Source organism: Flavobacterium anhuiense (genome assembly GCF_050990855.1).
GTDB lineage: Bacteria > Bacteroidota > Bacteroidia > Flavobacteriales > Flavobacteriaceae > Flavobacterium > Flavobacterium anhuiense_C.
Genome location: NZ_CP158861.1, coordinates 4,987,861 through 5,008,654, shown reverse-complemented (window position 1 = coordinate 5,008,654; position 20,794 = coordinate 4,987,861). Strand labels below are relative to the sequence as shown.

The following is a 20,794-nucleotide window of genomic DNA, read 5'->3' as shown; positions in this document are numbered from 1 at the left end:
CGTAAATGATTATTAATAATAAATTATATCTTCGCTCCAAATAAATTTATATCTAGTTACTAAAACTTTACTAATTAAATTATAACAATTAATTTCTATGTTTTTAATGAAAAAGATGTAACTCGAGTCAAAATTATCTATGAATAAAGAAGTATCAGTAGTAAAACCGTTTCTTAGATGGGCTGGCGGTAAAACTTGGTTAACGAACCACATAGAAGAATTGTTGCCAAAAAAAATAAATAATTATTATGAGCCTTTTTTAGGCGGTGGTGCAATATTTTTTTATTTAAAATCTAAAGGACTAATAACCGGTAAATGTTATTTATCTGATAGTAATGAAGAACTAATCAATACTTATAAAGTAATTAAAAAATACCCGTCAGAATTATTTGAACTTTTAAAAGAGCATTCTAATACTGAAGAAGAATATTATAGGATTAGATCCACAATTTATACTGATGATATTCAAAGAGCATCTAAGTTTATTTTTCTCAATAGAACATCTTTTAATGGTATTTATAGAGTAAATAAGGAGGGAGGATACAATGTCCCATTCGGATATAGAAAGCTAGTGAAGTTATATGATTTTGAACATTTAATGAAAGTATCAGGGTTGTTTAAAAATTGTTTTTTTACAGTAAAAGATTTTAAAAAAGTAATCTACAAAGTCGAAAAAGACGATCTCGTATTTATAGATCCGCCATATACTGTAGCACATGAGAATAATGGATTTATACATTATAACCAATCCTTATTTTCATGGGAAAATCAAGTAGAACTTTCAAAAATGTTAGTCGATATAAAAAATAAAAATGCAAATTATATAATGACTAATGCGTCTCATGCTAGTATAGAAGAACTCTATAATGATAAAGGAAAGAAAACGATATTATCAAGAGCAAGCACTATCGGAGGAATTGGTGCAAATAGGACTAAATACAAAGAATTAATTTATACAAATTTTTAATTAACATGAAGGAATATCATAAGGCTGCGCTAAATGAAACAATTTTTGTGCTAATATTTTCGACACTTCCAACAATTTTAGGATTTCTAAAGATATATTTTTTTCCTACTTCAAACTCCTCAGATGGTTTATATAAATCAGGTGAATTTTTTCTATACGCTGTAGGTCTATTAAGTTCATCGTATTTAGTATATAATCACTTCAAAGTGAAAAAGAGTGATTTAAATAGTTTGTTTAGCTCTGGAACGATAGTGTTAATCGTTATTTTTTCATTGGCATATACGATTATTGCAAATTCAAATGAAGCAAACATTGAAAGAGTTAAAATGACATCTATTTTAGCATTCATCTTTTCAGTTCCAATATTTTATTACTCGCAAGTTATTTCGAATAAACATTCACCTGATATAGGAGCACAAAGAAGAAGTGAACAACAACAAATAGAAGACGCATTAAATTAAGAAAATGGAACCAATCACAAAACAAACGATCACCTTTAAATGTCTTGAAGTTGTTCAACCAATTGGTACTATGTATGTAGGAGCAATGGACTGCGCAGATTTAGAAACGATTACTTATGCAGATGTTAGAAGATTAGAACTTGGAAATGACAATAGAGAGGTTGAGGATTATATAGGAATTCAAAGACATCTGGATCCAAGGAGAGAAAAAGAAATTGGAAAGTACGTTAATTTAGTTGATGCAACTTTTCCCAACAGTATTATAATAGCAATATCGTCTGAATATGTTACTTACAATGCTGAAAATAGTATGATGGAAATCGATTTTAAAGACGATATCGCAAAAGTTTTAGATGGGCAACATCGAATTGCAGGTCTAAGACATTATAATAGCCATTCCACTACTTTTCAATTAGTTGTTTCTATTTATATAGATATGGAACTTGAAGATCAAGCGATTGTTTTTTCAACTATTAACAAAGAACAAAAAAGCGTTTCAAATTCATTGGTCGCAGATTTATTTGCTTTTGCAGAAAGTAGAAGTCCGCAAAAAACAGGTCATAATATTGCTCGTGCCTTGACTAAAAAAGAGGGAAGTCCACTGTTTAATAAGATAAAGATACTAGGTAAAGCTGAGTCATTGAATCAGACTATTACTCAAGATACTTTTGTAAAAGCATTATTGGACTATATAACAAAAGATAAACAGGCTGATAGAGATTTTTATAAAAGAAATAAAAATGATAAGCATGCAAAATTACCTCATGTTGAAGGTAATGAATTGCAAAGATATTTTTTAAGAAATATTTTTATTGATGACTTCAATGATATAAAAATAGCCCAAATCATTTGGAATTATTTTTATGCAGTTCAGCAAAAATGGCCTTCAGCTTGGAATGAAGCAAAAAACGATAATATCTTAAATAAATCTACAGGATTTGTTGCATTGATGAAATTTTTTAGAGATGCATATTTAAGTTTTGGGAAAATAGGGGATGTAATAACGAAAGATGAATTTATATCAATTTTTGAAAATATTGATTTAGAAGAAACTGATTTTAATACAACAAGATATTTGCCAGGTGGTAAAGGGATAAGTGCTTTATATAAAGATTTAAAAACTCAAAGCGGTTTATAAGTTAATATAACAGATAGACGTTATTTAAGAGCAATAAGGACTTAATTTTAAGTCTTTATTGCTTTTTTTATCTTTATTATTTGTTTTTTTAGAGCTTACTTATTAAAAATACATATCCATGTCTTATTGGTATTCGATCTTTAAGATGCATTTATTTTTTTTAGTAAGTAAAGGTCTAAAAATTCTTGCTCGTTAATTTTCCAGGTGTTTTGATTGTAGATATGTGTTAATTCCTTTAATGATGCCAAAGAATCATTGCTTAATTCATCTATGAGAGGCTTGTAATTTAAATAATTTATTAATGTATTTTTGTCTACAAAGGATATACTAAGAGCTAATGAAAGAAATTCACCAGATTGATCTTGGGAAAGTTGAATGATTTTTTTTGAACGCTTCAAAATATTCAGTTGAATGTACGTTTTTGAAATATGTAATTGCAGAGTTAAACTGATCCTTAAGGTTTTCTTCAAAAACTTTTCTGAAATAATTAGTTGTAGATGGATGTTTTTTGCCTGATATGGTATGAGCAATAGAATTTTTTGTTGTAGAGTCAATATCGTTTGAATGAAGTAAAATAATCATTTCGTCAATTTGAAGATTCGTAAAACCTTCATAAGCCGTCAATGATAAATAATTAAGAGCATTATTTTTTAATTCTTGGCTACTGCTTTTAACGTTTGTAATTGCTTGTTCAATTTGCTTATTTCTATTATTAACTAAAAAAAGCTCAATTTGTTTATCTGCATTCTCTTGAAACTTTTCAAGGGCTTGTTGCGAAGGCTTAATTCCAAATTGATATGTTAGAATTGGTAACGAAACTCCTATTAAGGCTAAAATAATAGTTATCACCGTGTACATAGTTGAAAAGCCCGATATTAAAGAGTTTTGATTAGCTATCGTTTCATTTGCTTGCTGTATCCTTTGTTCGTATACTAAATCTCTATTTTTATTTTGTAAACTAATTAAAGAATCAATTTTATTTTTTAAGACTTCATTGGAGATACTTTCTTTTGGAATGTTTTTACCATTAGTATTCGAAAATCCGCTACTTAAAATCGATAATATAAAAAAATAGATAAGTGTAATTTTTTTCATGAAATGTTTTTTTTAAAGATATTAAACTTAAATGGCATTCCTATGTATAATTGTTTTGATTCTATTAATGGATTATTGTTATAAATTAAATTTATTAACATCAAAATGTGTCAACGAAATTGTCAACTAAAAATAAAAAAGCCTATAAACAAAGAGTTTACAGGCTTTTTTGTGGAGTCGCCGGGAATCGAACCCGGGTCCAAACAAGCAACTAAAGAGCTTTCTACACGCTTATTTCCTGATTAGATTTTCGATGTTAAGCTAGGCCAGAAACAGCCACCGAACACTTATCTTCTTAATTTTCGAAATCCACCCGAAGCTCATGGAAATCTAGGTTTATTTTTACGGTTCCCCTGAACGGAACGCCACAAACCAAGGCTTTCCAGGAGAATCCAGCTTCTCTACCTTGTAGAGACGTGGCGTAATCGTACTATGATTCGGATTATGCAGCTAAAGCGTAATTATTTTCGCCGTGTAAAAGTTTGAGATCTTATATTTACGAGCAAGGTCTCAATGCTCGACGTGCTTACTGTTCAATTCGACTCGCTGTCAAAACCAGTCGACCCCAAAAAATAAGTCTGCAAATGTAGCCTATTTGAAATTACTTTCTGCTAAAATTTTCAAAAAAATTCTTGTTAGTCGAAAGTCGCAAGTCCAAAGTCTTAAAGTCCAATACTTTTGTATTTTCACCATTTGGTGTAACCTAAAACCGCAAAGTAATATCAGTAAACTTTAAGACTTTAAGACTTTCGACTTTCGACTTTCGACTTTGGACTTTCGACTTTCGACTTTGGACTTTCGACTTTCGACTTTCGACTTTCAACTTTGGACTTTCGACTTTCGACTTTATTACTGTTGCCTTACTCTTCGTCTTTAAAATTAAAAGGGTAATCTCCAAAGATTGGAGCTAGTTTGCGAACAGCATAAGTATTTCTAGTCATTTTATTAGACAAGGCAATAATTGTTACACCTTCATTCATCAAAGTAATGTAAGATGAAGTATTTCCGTGCCACCATCCATTGTGAAAATAGAAATTTTGACCTGTTTCCCAGTTAATCATTCTAATTCCAAGACCATAATTTTTAGTTCCTTTACGTTCATTGCTGTAACCAACATAGACCTGTTTTAATAATTCAGGTTTTAAGAAATCTGGAGATTGTCTTGCTCTATCAAATTTTAAAAGATCTCTAGCGGTAGAAAAAACGTTTTTATCACCGTAAACATTATCTAAGTAGTCAAAACCAATTTCTACACCGTTACCTTTATAAGAAGGAACAATCTTTTTTCTGTCTTTATCATCATCAAAAACATAAGTATTCTTCATTCCTAACGGTTTGAAAATCATTTCAGACATAGCCTCTTTATAACTTAAACCTGTAATTTTTTCGATAATAAGCGCCAACATTGCATAATTGGTATTGCAATAGCTAAAACGTGTTCCTGTTCTAGATTCTAATCCAATGTCTTTTGTTGCCAGAATATTCAAGATGTCCTTATTAGTCAATTGATTGTGCCTGTCCCAAATAGATTTGTCGCGATCTGTAAAATAAGCATAATTACGCATTCCTGTACGGTGATCCAATAACATCCTAATCGTACAATCTTCGTATGGGAAAGTTTTTAAAATCGTATTTACCTTTTGGTCTAGATCAATTTTACCTGCATTAACCAATTTTAAAACTGCTGTAGCGGTTAGAACCTTGCTTACAGAAGCAATTTGTACAGGTGTTTCTGGTGTTATTTTGGTGCCTTCGTTTTTATTGGCAAAACCATTATATCGTTCAAATAAAATCTGTCCGTTTTTGGCGACCAAGAAGCTTCCGTTCATGGTATTGTTTGGCCAATTTTTATTATAAAAGTGATTTATTCTACCAATAACCGAGTTTTTGTAGGTTTCCGAAACTTTTTTTTCTGCACCTAAAGGCTTCATCTTTGGTAAGGTATCTTCGACTGTCTGAGTTGTGTCTGCTGTAGTTTTTTTGTTTTCGCCGCAAGAGCTTAAAACTAGTATAGAAAAAAGTATTTGTGGTATCTTTGTTTTTTTAAGGAAAATCATTTGCATCGTTCTTTAAAAACAAATATATCGAATTCAATTTTGTTGTTTCCTTAATTCTGAGGCGCTAATTTGTGATTTTTAACATATTTTTAAGAACTTAAAAAATTAGTTGTTTGTTTTTCAGCTTTTAACGGTTTTTAGGTATTTTAAATAGAATTTTAGAAACAAAATTTTAACTAAATTTGTTATATTTGAAACAAATACTGTTTAAAAAGTTATATTTTAAAATATTAAAAAATCAGTTTAGATGAAATTTGGAATTATAAAAGAAAGGAAAAATCCGCCGGATCGAAGAGTAGTATTCTCGCCAAATGAATTGACAAAATTAAAACAACAATATCATGATGCTTCTGTAAAAGTGGAGAGTTCAGATATTAGAATTTTTTCTGATGATGATTATAAAAATATGGGAATCACGGTTACAGATGATGTTTCTGACTGTGACGTTTTATTTGGCGTAAAGGAAGTTCCTGTAGAGGATTTAATTCCAAATAAAGCGTATTTCTTTTTTTCTCACACGATTAAAAAACAGCCTCATAATAGAAAACTGCTTCAAGCTATTTTAGAAAAAAATATTGACTTGTACGATCACGAAACTATTGTAAACGAACATGACCATCGATTAATAGGTTTCGGAAGATATGCTGGAATGGTTGGAGTTTATAATGGAATTCGTGCCTTCGGAATTAAATTTGAATTGTTTAAACTTCCTAAAGCAGAAACACTTTCAGGAAAAGACGATTTAATCAAGCATTTAAAGCGAATTACAATGCCAGCTTTAAAATTTGTAGTAACGGGAACAGGAAAGGTGGGAAGCGGAGCAAAAGAAATTCTGGATGCTATAAAAATCAAAGAAATTACGATAGATAATTATTTGACAAAAAAATACTCTCAAGCGGTTTATGTGCAATTAGACGTTTTAGAATACAACAAAAGAAAAGACGGTCAGGTTTTGGATTTTGTTAATTTTGTGAATCATCCATTAGCATACGAATCTGATTTTGAAAGATTCACAAAAGTGTCTGATATTTATTTTGCAGGGCATTTTCATGCAAACAATGCGCCAATGATTTTAACAAAAGAAATGTTGAATGCAAGCGATTGCAAATTGAAAGTTGTAGCTGATATTTCTTGCGATGTGAATGGGCCAATTGCGTGTACCGTTCGTTCTTCAACCATTGAAGATCCTTTGTATGGTTATTTTCCTTTAGAAGATAGAGAAGTAGATTTCTTTCATCCTGCAGCAGTTGCAGTTATGGCCGTAGATAATTTGCCATGCGAAATTCCTAAAGATGCTAGCGAAGGTTTTGGAGAACAATTTATGGAACACGTAATTCCAGCTTTCTTCAACGGAGACAAAAACGGAATCTTAAAACGCGCCAAAATCACAGAAAACGGAAAACTGACGGAAAGATTTAGTTATCTGCAGGATTATGTAGATGGAAAGTAAATTTTTGTTTCAAGTTTCATGTTTCAAGTTATAAAAAAGGAGAAAATTAAAAATTTTCTCCTTTTTTTTATTTATAGGATGTAGTTTTTATCCGTTCCGTATTTCCAACTTGAAACTTGAAACTTGAAACAAAAAAACTAATTTACACCATATCTTCCGGCTTCACCCAAGCATCAAAATCTTCTGGAGTTACATAACCCAAGCGAACAGCTTCTTCTTTAAGCGTAGTTCCGTTTTTGTGTGCGGTTTGAGCAATTTCTGCTGCTTTGTAATATCCGATTTTAGTATTTAAGGCTGTAACCAACATTAGTGAATTATCTACCAATTCTTTGATTCTTTTATGGTTTGGTTCGATTCCTTGTGCGCAATGTTCGTCAAAAGAAACACAAGCATCTCCTAACAATTGAGCTGATTGTAAAAAATTGGCTGCCATTACTGGTTTAAAAACATTCAATTCGTAATGTCCCTGCATTCCTCCAACGGCAATTGCCATATCGTTTCCGATCACTTGAGCGCAAACCATTGTTAAAGCTTCGCATTGCGTCGGATTTACTTTTCCAGGCATAATAGAAGAACCAGGTTCGTTTTCAGGAATATGAATTTCGCCAATTCCAGAACGTGGACCCGAAGCCAACATTCTCACATCATTAGCAATTTTATTTAAAGAAACAGCTAATTGCTTTAAAGCGCCGTGTGTTTCAACAATAGCATCGTGTGCTGCAAGCGCTTCAAATTTGTTTTCTGCTGTTATGAAAGGATGATTAGTAAATTTAGCAATATACTCAGCCACTTTTACATCATAACCTTTTGGTGTGTTTAATCCTGTTCCTACTGCTGTTCCTCCAAGAGCGATTTCAGATAAATGGGCTAAAGTATTTTTTAAAGCTTTTAATCCGAAAGCTAATTGCGCTGCATAACCCGAAATTTCTTGTCCGAGAGTTAAAGGTGTTGCATCCATTAGGTGCGTGCGTCCGATTTTGACAACGTCTTTATATTCTGCTGCCTTTTTTGCTAGAGTAGCATGAAGTTTTTCTACTCCTGGAATTGTGGTTTCTACAACCATTTTGTAAGCCGCAATATGCATTCCGGTTGGGAAAGTATCGTTTGATGATTGTGATTTGTTGACATCATCATTGGCTTTAATGAATTGTTCACCTTCGCCAATTTCAAAACCTTTCAAAACTTGAGCGCGATTAGCAATTACTTCATTCACGTTCATGTTGCTTTGTGTTCCTGAACCTGTTTGCCAAATTACTAACGGAAATTGATCGTCTAGTTTGCCTTCTAAAATTTCATCGCAAACTGCTGCGATGGCATCTCTTTTTTCGATTGGTAGAACACCTAAATCGTAGTTGGCATACGCTGCGGCTTTTTTTAAATATGCAAAACCTTCTATTATTTCTTTTGGCATTGAGGCAACTGGCCCGATTTTGAAATTGTTTCTGGAACGTTCTGTTTGTGCACCCCAATATTTATCGGCTGGGACTTGAACTTCGCCCATGGTGTCTTTTTCTATTCTGTATTTCATTATGTTGTTTGTAAAATGTTATATGTAAACTGTAAAATGTTATTTGTGAAATAAAATGAGGCATCTTTTGAAAATGAGTGCCCTAGCCCTGATGGGAGCGGCATCCTTTAGTAGTGGGGTTCACTACAAAAGATATAGCGGACAGCAGGAAATAGCTCCTAAAAATTATTGAAATTGTCTGAGCTCTTTATTCAAAAGGATTTCAAGTTCTAAAAAAGCTTATTTAAAATGAGTATAAATATACGGATAAATGTTATTTAACGAAAATTGATTTAGATTTTATTGCTGAGAAAAAATATATACCCTACATTTGTCGTAACATTCAAAAATTCCGGAAAACATGTTTGAATTTTCACAGTACTTAGGCTTTTTACTTTTCTTAACCATACTAACTATAGGGTTTTGGTTAATGTTTTTCTTAGTTGGTTTCGTATCTTACTGGGTTACGGGAGCAAGCTGGGAAATGATTAAAGAAAAAAGAGCCAGAAAAAGACAAGAAGAACAATCTATTTAATTTTAGATTGATGTCATAAAAAAAGAACCCAAAAGGTTCTTTTTTTTTGTTCCAAAAAAAAGGAAATTCCAATATTTGAAATTCCAAATTCCAACTCTGAAATTGCTTCGCCTGTTCGCTATTACTCGGGGCCAAATTCGAAAAATGGAACGTAATTAAACACGAGAGGTTTCGTTGTAAATGAAAAATTCCAAGCTCCAACTTTAAAAATTGGAATTTGGAATTTTTCATTTTAGAATTTTCTCCAAGTATTGGAATTTGGAATTTTTGATATTGGAATTTAACAGAAGTTATCCAGGAAAATCTCCTCCGCCTTCTCCGCCGCCATCATTTTTAGGCTGTGCGTTCTTATCTCTTTCTCCTTTTGGTTTGTTGAAACGATAAGTGAATGATAAATTGAACTGACGTTTACGGAATTGGAATTCGCTATACGAAGTTACATCATCTAAATAAGTGTAAGATCTCATTTTTCTTGAATTGAAAACGTCGCTAATGTTGAAAGCAATTGTTGCTTTGTCTTTTAAAACGTCTTTACTAAATGCAGTATTCATTCCGAATTGGCCTAAGTTTTTACCTTGAGCTGTTTTCTGTTCTCCGTTATACATTGCAGTTAATTGCCAGTCGATTTTGTATGGCAAGGTCACTTTAGAGTTTACTCTCGCAAACCAAGAATTAGCCTGATTGTCTAAATTTTGAACAATTTCGTTTCCTTGTGTATCTGTATAGCTATGTTCGCCAGTAGTTTTTACGTTAAAGAAATTGAAATTACTGTTTAATTTCCACCATTTGTATGGCGTGTAATTGAATGTAAATTCAAAACCAAATTTTTGCTCTTTACCTAAATTGATAGGTGAACTTTTAATAACTGGGATTCCGTTAACTTCATCACCAGTAGGAGATCGCACAAAGCTGAAAACATCTTTTGTGTCTTCAAAATAAGCTGATGTATTGAAAGTCACCTTGTCCCATTTTTTGATATAACCAATATCATATTTGTCTGTCAAAGAAGGATCTAGGTCTGGATTTCCTTGGAAAATATTAATGTTACTAGCATAATTTACCGCAGGGTTCATGAAACGCCCTCTAGGTCTAGACAAACGTTTGCTATAACTTGCAGAGAAGTTGCTCTGATCTGAGATTTCGTAGCTAATAAATGCACTTGGAAATAAATTGTTGTATTTTTTTGTGTTGAAATCGTTATTGTCTAACAAGTTAACATGGATATTGGTGTCTTCCCATCTTAAACCAAATAAGTAAGAAAACTTGTTTACTTTAAAACCATACTGTGTATAAAGCGCATTAATGTTTTCTTTGTACTCTAAAGTATTTGATAAATTAGGATTTACATTTCCAGAATCGTCAGTAACATTATAAACGTTGTTTAAATCTCCAAAACTTCCTTTGTAACCCGCTTCAAACTGACCGCCTTTTCCTAAAGGCAATACATAATCTGCTTGAAAAAGAACTTGTTTCTGAATCTGATCATTTAAGGTAGTGTCAAATCTTGGTGAATCTTCAATTACGCTGTTACTGTCATCAGTATTTCTTGAAATAGAAAAATCTGCAGTAAGTTTGTGGCCTTTGTCGTTGAAGTTTTTAATTAAATTAGAAGTGAATTCAACGTTTTCGCTACCCGTATCTGCATTGTTTAAACGGTACGTTGTTCCTGTAAAATTACGGTCAGCATCGTAATTGTAGTAATTAATTAAATCTCTATCATCACCGGTATTCTTTTGGTAATTGATAGCATTGGTCCAGAATGTAGATGGAGTAATGGTCCATTCTACACCAGCTCTTCCGTTAAAACCTTTTCTAATACGCTGTGTATCTCTATTTTCGTCTAAGAAGCTTTTTGTTGTACCATCTGTATTAAAATATTCAGAGTTCGTTTTACCAGCTCCTTCTGTAGTTCTGTAGTTGTAGCCAGCAGTTGTGAAATAGTTTAACTTTTCTGTCTTATAGTTTAAATTACCGCTTAAACCGTAAGTTTCTGGCAAACCAGTTGAAGCAATAAAAGTTCCGTTGAAACCTTGATTTTTACCTTTTTTAAGAATAATATTGATGATTCCAGAACCTCCCTCTGCATCGTAACGCGCTGATGGATTTGTGATTACTTCTACTTTATCAATTGCATCTGCTGGTAATTGTCTTAAAGCTTCTGCCATATTTATAGCTTGCGAAGGTCTTCCGTCAATTAAAATACGAATATTGTCGCTTCCTCTTAAACTTACGTTTCCTTCGGTATCAACAGAAACAGAAGGAACGTTGTCTAAAACATCGCTCACGCTTCCGCCTTTTACAATCATATCTTGACCAACGTTGTATACTTTTTTATCAAGTTTTATCTCAACACTCGATTTTTCGGCACGTACCACAACTTCATTTAATTGAGCTGCGTCTTCTGATAAATTTACTACGCCTAAATTGGTATCATCCTGAATGCTTTTACCTTTAATTTCAGTTGATTTAAACGAAATAAACTCAACTTTAATATCGTAAGTTCCAGGTGCAACAGCAACCTCAAATTCTCCTTTTGGGTTTGTTATACCTCCAGCCACAACTTTTGTATCATTTGGGGCGGTGATCGAAATGGTAGCGTATTCTAATGGCTGTTTGCTTACTTTCTCGAAAACTTTTCCAGTGACTTTTACTTTATTTTTGCCACCTGGGCTTCCTTGTTGAGAGTAATTGTAAAAACTTGTAAACAAGAATACAAGTAATACTGCAAATTTGAATTTTTTCATTTTCTGGTTTTTCTTTAATCCTTTAGACGGCAAATGTAGTTTTTGGTTTAAAGAGAGAAATCACAAAAAAATGTTAATAGTATATTTTAGAATCAATCTAAAAAAGAAGCAACGAGATCTGGATCTCGACCAATTATAGCTTTTCCGTCTTTTACCACAATTGGACGTTCAATTAAAATAGGATTTTCTACCATGGCATTGATAATCGCATCGTCACTTAACGTTTTGTCTTTAAAGTTTTCAATCCAAATTTTTTCTTTGGTTCTAATGAGCTGTATAGGTTCTAGATTTAACTGACTCAATAGTGTTTTAAGCTGTTCAAAAGTTGGAGTTTCAGTTAAGTAAGGTATGATTTCAAAATCTTGATTGGATTTTTCTATAAAAGCAAGGCAGTTTCGTGATTTTCCGCATCTCGGATTGTGGTAAATTTGTATCATTTTGTTATATTTAAACGTTTCAAATAGTCGTAAAATAAAAAAGGGGTATTTTCGCAATACCAAAAGTAAGATTAACTTATCGAATTTGAATTCTCATTTTTTTTAAATTTTAAATTTATGTTTTTAGAACAAGGAATTAAACCTGAAAATAAATTTTGGAAATATCTTTTAGGATCTGTCTTTATTATTTCCGCGTCTTTTGTCGGGCAAATTCCACTTACGGCAGCCGTATTTTTTAAAACATATACCGATCATATTGCGTTCCCAACGACTAATGAGGAAATTATGACAATGTTCGAATCGAATATGACACTTTTTCTGGTAATGGTTTCTTTTGTTTTTGCTTTTGCTGGGATATATTTTGTGATAAAATTTATTCATCATCAAACTTTACTATCAGTTACTACTTCGAGACTTAAAGTAGATTGGAAACGAATTTGGTTTTCTTTTTTCCTTTGGGCATTTTTTTCGCTGCTTAGTTTTTTGTTTGTCTATTTGAGAGCTCCAGAACAATTTGTATTTCAATTTAAATTAGTTCCGTTTTTAATATTGGTGGTAGTAGGGTCTATTTTAATTCCGATTCAAACTTCTACTGAAGAATATGTTTTTCGTGGCTATTTAATGCAAGGATTTGCCAATTTAGCGCAGAACAGATGGTTTCCGCTCTTGATGACGTCTGTGGTATTTGGTTCAATGCACTGGACAAATCCAGAAGTGGGTAAAATGGGAAATATTATTATGATATATTATATCGGAACGGGTTTGTTTTTAGGGGTTGTAACCCTGATGGATGAAGGGATGGAATTGGCGCTTGGATTTCATGCGGCAAATAATCTTGTCGGAGCATTGTTAGTTACCTCAGATTGGACCGTTTTTCAAACTAATTCTATATTTAAAGATCTTTCAGAACCTTCTGCAGGAATAGATGTAATTCTGCCTGTTGTAGTGATTTATCCTATTTTACTTTTTATTTTTAGTAAAAAATACGGATGGACCAATTGGAAAGAAAGACTAACAGGAAACATTAATAATGTCGAATTAAAAGCTTAAGAATATGCTAAACTTAACTCAAAATAACGTTCACAATTATTTCAAATTAAATGGATATCATTTAAATGCCAAAGATCTGTGCCGTGTCGCTTATAGTTTTATCAAAGAAGGTGATGCTTACGAACAATCTATTGGAGAGTTCTTTTTAGATTGGTTTGATAAAAAAGATTTTATCGAAATGACCACCTCTGGAACAACAGGACTTCCAAAAGTAGTGAGATTAAAAAAACAGGCAATGATACAATCGGCATTGGCCACAGGAGATTTTTTTGATTTAAAGCCTGGAGATAAAGCTTTATTATGCCTTCCAACGCAGTTTATTGCGGGAAAAATGATGCTGGTAAGAAGTTTAATTCTAGGGTTAGAATTGGATGTTGTTTCGCCAAGTCTTCATCCGTTAGAATTAAATGCAACGACTTACGATTTTGTTGCAATGGTGCCGTTGCAAGTTCAAAATTCAATTGAGGGGCTTTCTAAAGTTCGTAAATTGATTATTGGTGGTGCTAAATTGGATTCGGCTTTAGAAGAAAAATTATTGCCTCTCAAAACAGGAATCTATGAAACATACGGAATGACTGAAACCATTACGCATATCGCTGCAAAGCGTTTAGGTGATTCTGTTTTTTCTGTTCTTCCAAATGTGAAAATTTCTCAAGACGATCGCCAATGTTTGGTTATTAATGTGGCTACAGTTTCAGATGAACCAATTGTGACGAATGATTTGGTTGAATTATTGAATGAACAGCAGTTTAAATTTTTAGGAAGAATAGATAATGTAATCAATAGTGGAGGAGTGAAGCTGATTCCTGAACAGATTGAAGCCAAACTGATTGGGAAAATCGCAAACAGATTTTTCGTGACCGGACTTCCGGATACTACTTTGGGAGAAAAATTGGTTTTGGTTATTGAAGGAGAAAAACAAGAGTTTGAACCAAATTTCTTTGATATTTTAGGTAAATATGAAAAACCAAAAGAGATTGTTTTTGTTTCAAAATTCAAAGAAAACGAAAACGGAAAATTACTTCGTAAGCCAAGCCTTCAGGATTAAAATTCCAATTTTGAAATTCCAAATTCCAAATTGCTATACTTTGAAAAAGTTCTAATAAAAAATAAAATACCAAATTTCAATAACTAATTGAAATTTGGTATTTTTTTATTGAATCATCCAAAATTGGAATTTGGGATTTTCTATATTGGAATTTAAACTTGAGCTTTACGTTCCAAAAGCGCCATATAGAATCCGTCAAAACCAGATTCTGAAGCTAACATTTTACGGTCTTCAATAAAAGTAAATTGTTTTCCGATTTCTGTTTTTAAGAATTTTTCTACTTGCTCTTGGTTTTCTGATGGCAAAACAGAACAAGTTGCATACACTAATTTTCCGCCTGGTTTTACAATTTTAGAGTAACTTTCTAATACTTCACTCTGAACTTTTCGGATGTTGTCGATAAATTCAGGTTGCAATTTCCATTTAGAATCTGGGTTTCTTTTTAAAACTCCTAATCCGCTACAAGGGGCATCGATTAATACACGGTCGGCTTTTTCGTGTAGCTTTTTAATCACTTTTGTGCTGTCGATAATACGGTATTCAATATTAAAAGCGCCGTTTCTTTTAGCTCGTAATTTTAATTGCTTTAATTTACTTTCGTACAAGTCCATTGCAATCAATTGTCCTTTATTCTCCATTAAGGAAGCCATGTGCAATGTTTTTCCACCTGCTCCAGCGCAAGTGTCTACAACGCGCATTCCAGGTTTTACATCCAAAAATCCTGCAACTAATTGCGAGTTGGCGTCTTGAACTTCGAATAAACCTTGTTTGAAAGCGTCTGTTAAAAATACATTTGCTCTTTCTTTTAAAACAAGAGCTTCTGGCTGGTCTTTTAAATATTCCGTTTCAATATTTAAGTCCATTAAAGTATTTCTAAGGCTTTCTTTGGTTCCTTTTAAAGTATTTGTTCTCAAAATAACTTTTGCAGGCTGATTCTGAGCAGCAATTTCTTTTGCCCATACTTTTTCACCTAATTCTTTCACTCCCAATTCGTCCATCCAGTCTGGAATAGATTCCTTAATTGCTCTAGTTTTAGATAATTCGTCAAAACGACCTTTTATTTTTCTTTCAGGTGTTCCTTCTAATTGTCTCCAATCTGGAATTGGATAACCGCGTAAAACAGCCCAAACAGCAAACATTCGCCATAGATTGTCTCTGTCGTACGGTTCTTTTACTTCGGCAATTTCAGCATATAATCGTTTCCAGCGAACAATTTCGTATATGGTTTCAGCAACAAATTTTCGGTCAGAACTTCCCCAGCGTTTGTCTTTTTTTAAGGCTCTGGCTACAACTTTGTCAGCATATTCTGCTTCGTTGAAAATAGCATTCAAAGAATCGATTGTCGTATAAACTAAATTTCTGTGTAATCTCATTTTATTTATTTGAAGGTGCAAAGGTACTATTAATTGATTGAAAGTTAAATTTTTAATAGTGAATCTTATTCTAACTCTCATTAAAAGAAAAAAACACTCTAATTTAGAGTGTTTTTTTGAATTATTTAAAAGGGTATTATTTCGTAATACGCGTTAATCCAATATTTTCTGGTGCATGAAGCACCATTGGGAATTTCTCTATTTTAACAGAGCTGCTATCTAGTCCAAAAGCTCGTTCTTCAGACAAACTCAATTTTTTTATGAAGAAGTACGAATTCATGATAATGTTTTCATGCCATCTTAAATCGTTGTCGTTTGATAAGAATTTCTCGGATAAAACAAATTTGAAATCTCCAATGATATTGTTTTTGTTTAAAGATTCGTAACGGCTGGTAATATCTACTTCGCCACGTTTTACCATGTCTTTGATAACTTCTCTAAACATTAAATTGATTTTGGTTGGCTCTCTAAAACCTAAATTGAAATCAATTCTATAAATATCATCTTTAGCTATTTCTGTAACTTTATATTGTGTTTTGTAAGGTTCTGTCAAGATATTAACGTGAACAAACCAATAAATATCAGCTCTTTTCGGACGTTTTTGAAGAATAGAATAAATAATTTTTTCCTCCAATTCATCAACACGATTAGCATTGGTCATATAAACCAAATGGGTAGCATATTTCGGAATTGATAAATCTTGGCTTAACTCAACCAAAACTTGTTTGTAGTCATCAATTTTAACCACTTTGGTGTAGTTTTTATTGATTTTCTTAGCCAGATACCAGATTGTCATTACAGAAATCAGTAAACTTGCGATGATTAAGGTTACATAACCGCCTTCAGCAAATTTGGTAATATTAGCAAATAAGAAACTAAATTCAATCAATAAATAAATTGTAATTAACGGAACCATGAAATACAATTTAACACGTTTCATGATTAGGTAGTAATTCAATAAAATGGTGGTCATAATCATGCACAAAATAATGGCAAGACCATAAGCATGTTCCATATTTCCTGATTTTTCGAAGTGTAAAACAATTCCAACACAACCAAAAAACAATAGCCAGTTGATTGACGGAATATACAATTGACCTTTTACTTCTGTTGGATATTTGATTTTTACCTTTGGCCAGAAATTCAAACGCATTGCCTCGTTAATCAAAGTAAATGAACCAGAAATAAGTGCTTGTGAAGCAATTACGGCAGCAAGAGTCGCCACTACAATTCCGAATGGTAAGAACCAATGTGGCATAATTAAGTAAAATGGATTTCCGTTTTCTCCACCTAATTGCTGTAAAGTGCTTCCTTCATGGTGAATTAAATAAGCAGCTTGTCCGAAGTAGTTTAAAACTAACGTTGTTTTTACAAACATCCAGCTAATTCTGATGTTTTTTCTACCACAGTGACCCATGTCAGAATACAAAGCTTCAGCTCCAGTTGTACATAAGAATACGAAACCAAGAACAAAGAAACCATCAGGATGTATTGATAATAAATGATAAGCGTAATACGGGTTAATTGCTTTGATAACTTCTGGGTAATTCAATACTTGAATTGTACCTAAAGTTCCCAACATCGCAAACCAAATTAACATCATTGGGGCAAAGAATTTACCAACCAATTTAGTTCCGAATTGCTGAATGGTGAATAAAACAAATAAAATGGTAATTACGATGTAAACGATCGTTTGAGTCTCCATAGTAGGGTAGAATGCTCTAATTCCTTCTACGGCAGATGATATCGAAATGGGCGGAGTTATAATTCCGTCGGCAAGAAGGGCGCTACCGCCAATAATCGCGGGCACAATGAGCCACTGGATTTTTGTTTTCTTGACTAATGCATATAAGGCAAAAATTCCTCCCTCACCATGGTTGTCTGCACTTAAGGTAATAAGTACATATTTAATGGTGGTTTGTAATGTTAATGTCCAAAATACACAAGAAATACCTCCTAAAACTATATCGGCATTTATGGTGTGATCGCCTAAAATGGCCTTCATTACGTACAATGGAGAAGTACCAATATCTCCATAAATAATCCCTAAAGTAATCAATAAACCCCCAATAGACAACTTACTATGTAAGTTTTTATGCGATGCGCTCATGTATAATTTTATAAAAAGACGGTTGCAAATTTACTGTTTTAAAACAAATTAGCGGCAATTATAATTAAAAAGATAAAAAAAAGCACAATCGTAAAATTGTGCTTTCTTTTTTTTAATATTATTTATTTCTAAAATTAACCTCGTCTTCCATTCCCTCTAGAACTTGATCCGTTTTCTCTTTGGGCTTGTCCACCTCTAGATTCTTGGTTTCCTCTAGAAGATTCTTGACTCATTCTTGGAGACTCTGAACGTTGAGTTTGTTGTGCTCTAGCAGAATAATCTCTATTTGAATTGCTCGATTGGTTTTCAGAATAACTTCTTGAACTTCTTTCTGCTCTTGGAGAAGTTGTTTCACGATTAGAATAGCCTCCTCTTGATGCGTTAGAAGAATTACTTCTTCCATAATCTACTCTTTGAGTATTTTGTGTTCTCTGAGTGTTTTCAACTCTGGGAGTACTGTTGGTGTTATTAGAATAATTGCGGTTTGCGTTTCTCTCCGTATTTACAGTTTCAGTACTTCTCCCTGTAGTGTTGTAACCTCTGTTGCTGTTGCCATAACTAGTGCTATTTCTATCAACAGAAGGTCTGTTTGTTGTACTTCTGTTTTCTGCATATGTTCTATTAGAAACTCCGTTGTTAGATGTTGTTCTTCCAGTATAATTTCTGTTTGTGTTGTACGTATTTCTATTAGTTTCTCGACTTGCAACACGTCTTTGGTCCAATTCGTATCTGTTTGTTGTGTTAGCATGTCTTTCGGCAAAACTATAGTTAGGACGCATTCTTTCATAACCGTAGGTACGTCTTGATTCGTAGATTGCAGGAGCTGCATAGCTTCTTCTTACGTTTACATAGTTGTAATGGTTGTTTACATTGATGTAAACATTAACATTATTTCTGTATCTGTAAACAGGATACGGATTCCATGCTCTGTAATAGGTTGGGTAATAACCCCAATACCAAGTTGAGCAATATGGTCTGTAATTTGTAACCCAGAAAGAAGAATAGATAACAGGAACTACACTATAAACAGGCTCATAAATGTAATTTGCTCCGTACAAATAGGTGTTACCAACAACTTGAACACTTACTTTGTTGTAATTGTCTCTCTCTACATCAATAGTGGCAATGTCTTGATAAACATCACGATCTAAAACCGCCTGAATAATCACAACGTGTGTTCTGTTTTCTACACTCTCAATAACACGAAGATAGTCTACTTCGTTATCGCCATTAAGGTCTAGGTTTGAAATTTGATATTTAGGATCGTTTAAGCGTCTTTCAAAATCTTGAAGATTTGCCGATTCTCCAAACATCGAAGCAACAGCTCTTAAATCTAAGTTATCGCTTATATCTGAGTTTTTTGCATAAACTGTAGTTTGACCTTGTACAGCACAAGAACCAAAAACTAAGGCAGTTATCGCTATTAAAAGTAAATTCGCTTTCATGGCTAATTCATATTAAATTATTTGTTTTATGAGATATCCAATTATTGTGCCATAAAATTAAGTGGCTATTCACTTGCGTTTAAGTTGTTGATTTTTAGTTGTTTATTTTTTATTTAAAATGCTTTTGCTCTTTTTTAACGCAAAGAACTGAAAATGAAACGTAAAATATTATTGTCGAAAAAAGACAAAAATTAATTCTCTATGTGGGAATTAATCGTATTTTAGCAACACCCTAAATTTTATTTATATGAGAAAAGTAACGCTGTTTTTTTGCATGTTTGTTTTGTTTGTATCTTTTAAAACAATCACAAATAAGAATAAAGCAAATTTTGATAATGGTTTTATAGCAATACAAGTCGATACTTTGTTTCAAGATAAAATTAGCATTCGCGCTATCGTGATCGATAAAAATAAAGTTTGGTACGGAGGAGATAATTCTCGTTTTGGATATTTTGATTTGGAGAAAAAAGAAAAGTTCCAAGAGCATATTTATAAGGATACTTTAAAGCTTGAATTCAGAAGTATTGCTCAAAATTCAAAAAATATTTTTCTATTAAGTGTCGGAAATCCTGGATTGCTTTATCAAGTTTCTAAGAAAACCAATAAAGTAAAATTGGTTTACAAAGAAGTGCATCCAAAAGTATTTTATGATAGCATGCAATTTTGGAATGATAAAGAAGGAATTGCGATTGGTGATCCTACCGAAGATGCTTTTTCTGTTATTATTACCAGAGATGGTGGAGAAACATGGACAAAAGTGTTGTCTCATAAACTTCCCACAAATGCGCAAGGCGAAGCCGCTTTTGCAGCCAGCAATTCGAATATTGTCATTAAAGGAAATGACACATGGCTGGTTTCTGGCGGAAAAAGGTCTCGAGTTTTTTATTCTGGCGATAAAGGAAAAACTTGGAAAGCGGTAGAAACTCCAATTGTGCAAGGAAAAGAAATGACTGGTATTTTTACAGCCGATTTCTACGATTCCAAACACGGTTTTGCTGCTGGTGGAGATTATGAGTTGCCAATGGTAAAAACGGATAATAAAATTGTCACTAAAGACGGAGGGAAAACTTGGGAGTTAATTGGTCAGAATCAAGGTTTTGGATATGCTTCTTGCGTACAATATGTGCCTGGTGGCGGAGGAAAAGAATTGGTTTGCGTAGGTTCTGGCGGAATTCAGTATTCGCAAAATGGAGGTGAGACTTGGACAATGCTGTCACAAGACACTAAACTTTTTACGATTCGTTTTATCAATAGAAATACTGCAATTGCGGCCGGATATAATAAAATGCTTCGTATTCACTTTAAATAAAAAAATAAGAACCCTAAATAATAAAGTAAGTATTATTATATAGGGTTCTTATCGCTGTTGTTTCGTTA

Annotated in this window: 16 protein-coding genes and 1 other RNA gene; 8 read left to right on the top strand and 9 right to left on the bottom strand. The window is 32.8% G+C overall.

Features of this window, described 5'->3' with window-relative positions; genetic code table 11:
* The first annotated feature begins 139 nt into the window (after positions 1-139).
* The 3 genes from ABTV69_RS21645 to ABTV69_RS21635 are packed head-to-tail and all read left to right on the top strand — an operon-like array spanning position 140 to position 2,566.
* On the top strand, positions 140-967 hold the full coding sequence (locus ABTV69_RS21645) for a DNA adenine methylase (RefSeq protein ID WP_433832550.1): 828 nt from the start codon (positions 140-142) through the stop codon (positions 965-967).
* A 5-nt stretch (positions 968-972) separates the two neighbouring features.
* Positions 973-1,428, top strand: a complete 456-nt coding sequence (locus ABTV69_RS21640) for a hypothetical protein (RefSeq protein ID WP_433832548.1) — start codon at positions 973-975, stop codon at positions 1,426-1,428.
* 4 nt (positions 1,429-1,432) lie between these two features.
* Positions 1,433-2,566 (top strand): DGQHR domain-containing protein, encoded by a 1,134-nt coding sequence (locus tag ABTV69_RS21635; RefSeq protein WP_433832546.1) that lies wholly within the window; start codon positions 1,433-1,435, stop codon positions 2,564-2,566.
* A gap of 348 nt (positions 2,567-2,914) precedes the next feature.
* Here the strand turns inward: ABTV69_RS21635 and ABTV69_RS21630 are convergent, their stop codons facing one another.
* The 3 genes from ABTV69_RS21630 to ABTV69_RS21620 form a co-directional block, all read right to left on the bottom strand.
* Complete coding sequence (locus ABTV69_RS21630) at positions 2,915-3,661, bottom strand: hypothetical protein (protein WP_433832544.1); 747 nt, start codon at positions 3,659-3,661, stop codon at positions 2,915-2,917.
* A 169-nt stretch (positions 3,662-3,830) separates the two neighbouring features.
* Positions 3,831-4,228: a transfer-messenger RNA gene (gene ssrA, locus ABTV69_RS21625) on the bottom strand.
* A 293-nt stretch (positions 4,229-4,521) separates the two neighbouring features.
* A complete protein-coding gene (locus ABTV69_RS21620; RefSeq protein ID WP_433832542.1) occupies positions 4,522-5,724 on the bottom strand; it encodes a serine hydrolase domain-containing protein in 1,203 nt (400 codons plus the stop codon).
* A 241-nt stretch (positions 5,725-5,965) separates the two neighbouring features.
* Between ABTV69_RS21620 and ABTV69_RS21615 the strand changes: the two genes are divergently transcribed.
* A complete protein-coding gene (locus ABTV69_RS21615; protein WP_433832540.1) occupies positions 5,966-7,168 on the top strand; it encodes an NAD(P)-dependent oxidoreductase in 1,203 nt (400 codons plus the stop codon).
* Between the two features lie 142 nt (positions 7,169-7,310).
* Here the strand turns inward: ABTV69_RS21615 and fumC are convergent, their stop codons facing one another.
* The gene (gene fumC, locus ABTV69_RS21610) at positions 7,311-8,696 is read right to left on the bottom strand and encodes a class II fumarate hydratase (RefSeq protein WP_433832538.1); all 1,386 of its coding nucleotides are present in this window, start codon (positions 8,694-8,696) and stop codon (positions 7,311-7,313) included.
* A gap of 340 nt (positions 8,697-9,036) precedes the next feature.
* Between fumC and ABTV69_RS21605 the strand changes: the two genes are divergently transcribed.
* On the top strand, positions 9,037-9,210 hold the full coding sequence (locus tag ABTV69_RS21605) for a hypothetical protein (protein WP_111288649.1): 174 nt from the start codon (positions 9,037-9,039) through the stop codon (positions 9,208-9,210).
* Between the two features lie 290 nt (positions 9,211-9,500).
* Here ABTV69_RS21605 and ABTV69_RS21600 read toward each other — a convergent pair whose 3' ends face one another.
* Both ABTV69_RS21600 and arsC read right to left on the bottom strand, forming a co-directional pair.
* Positions 9,501-11,954, bottom strand: coding sequence for a TonB-dependent receptor domain-containing protein (locus ABTV69_RS21600; protein WP_433832536.1), 2,454 nt, complete (start codon positions 11,952-11,954; stop codon positions 9,501-9,503).
* A 92-nt stretch (positions 11,955-12,046) separates the two neighbouring features.
* Positions 12,047-12,391, bottom strand: coding sequence for an arsenate reductase (glutaredoxin) (gene arsC / locus ABTV69_RS21595; protein WP_433832534.1), 345 nt, complete (start codon positions 12,389-12,391; stop codon positions 12,047-12,049).
* 117 nt (positions 12,392-12,508) lie between these two features.
* Here arsC and ABTV69_RS21590 point away from each other — a divergent pair, with 117 nt between their 5' ends.
* Positions 12,509-13,441 (top strand): lysostaphin resistance A-like protein, encoded by a 933-nt coding sequence (locus tag ABTV69_RS21590; RefSeq protein WP_433832532.1) that lies wholly within the window; start codon positions 12,509-12,511, stop codon positions 13,439-13,441.
* Positions 13,442-13,445: 4 nt separating this feature from the next.
* Positions 13,446-14,489 carry an AMP-binding protein gene (locus tag ABTV69_RS21585; RefSeq protein ID WP_433832530.1) on the top strand — a complete coding sequence of 348 codons (1,044 nt, stop codon included), beginning with the start codon at positions 13,446-13,448 and terminating at the stop codon, positions 14,487-14,489.
* Between the two features lie 152 nt (positions 14,490-14,641).
* Here ABTV69_RS21585 and ABTV69_RS21580 read toward each other — a convergent pair whose 3' ends face one another.
* The 3 genes from ABTV69_RS21580 to ABTV69_RS21570 form a co-directional block, all read right to left on the bottom strand.
* Positions 14,642-15,862 (bottom strand): RsmB/NOP family class I SAM-dependent RNA methyltransferase, encoded by a 1,221-nt coding sequence (locus ABTV69_RS21580; protein WP_433832528.1) that lies wholly within the window; start codon positions 15,860-15,862, stop codon positions 14,642-14,644.
* 136 nt (positions 15,863-15,998) lie between these two features.
* On the bottom strand, positions 15,999-17,972 hold the full coding sequence (locus ABTV69_RS21575) for a KUP/HAK/KT family potassium transporter (protein ID WP_433832526.1): 1,974 nt from the start codon (positions 17,970-17,972) through the stop codon (positions 15,999-16,001).
* A 134-nt stretch (positions 17,973-18,106) separates the two neighbouring features.
* A complete protein-coding gene (locus ABTV69_RS21570) occupies positions 18,107-19,417 on the bottom strand; it encodes a hypothetical protein (protein WP_433832524.1) in 1,311 nt (436 codons plus the stop codon).
* A gap of 247 nt (positions 19,418-19,664) precedes the next feature.
* On the opposite strand from ABTV69_RS21570, the gene ABTV69_RS21565 reads away from it, so the two are divergent.
* Entirely contained in the window at positions 19,665-20,726 is a 1,062-nt protein-coding gene (locus tag ABTV69_RS21565) for a WD40/YVTN/BNR-like repeat-containing protein (protein ID WP_433832522.1), read from the top strand.
* Positions 20,727-20,794 lie beyond the last annotated feature (68 nt).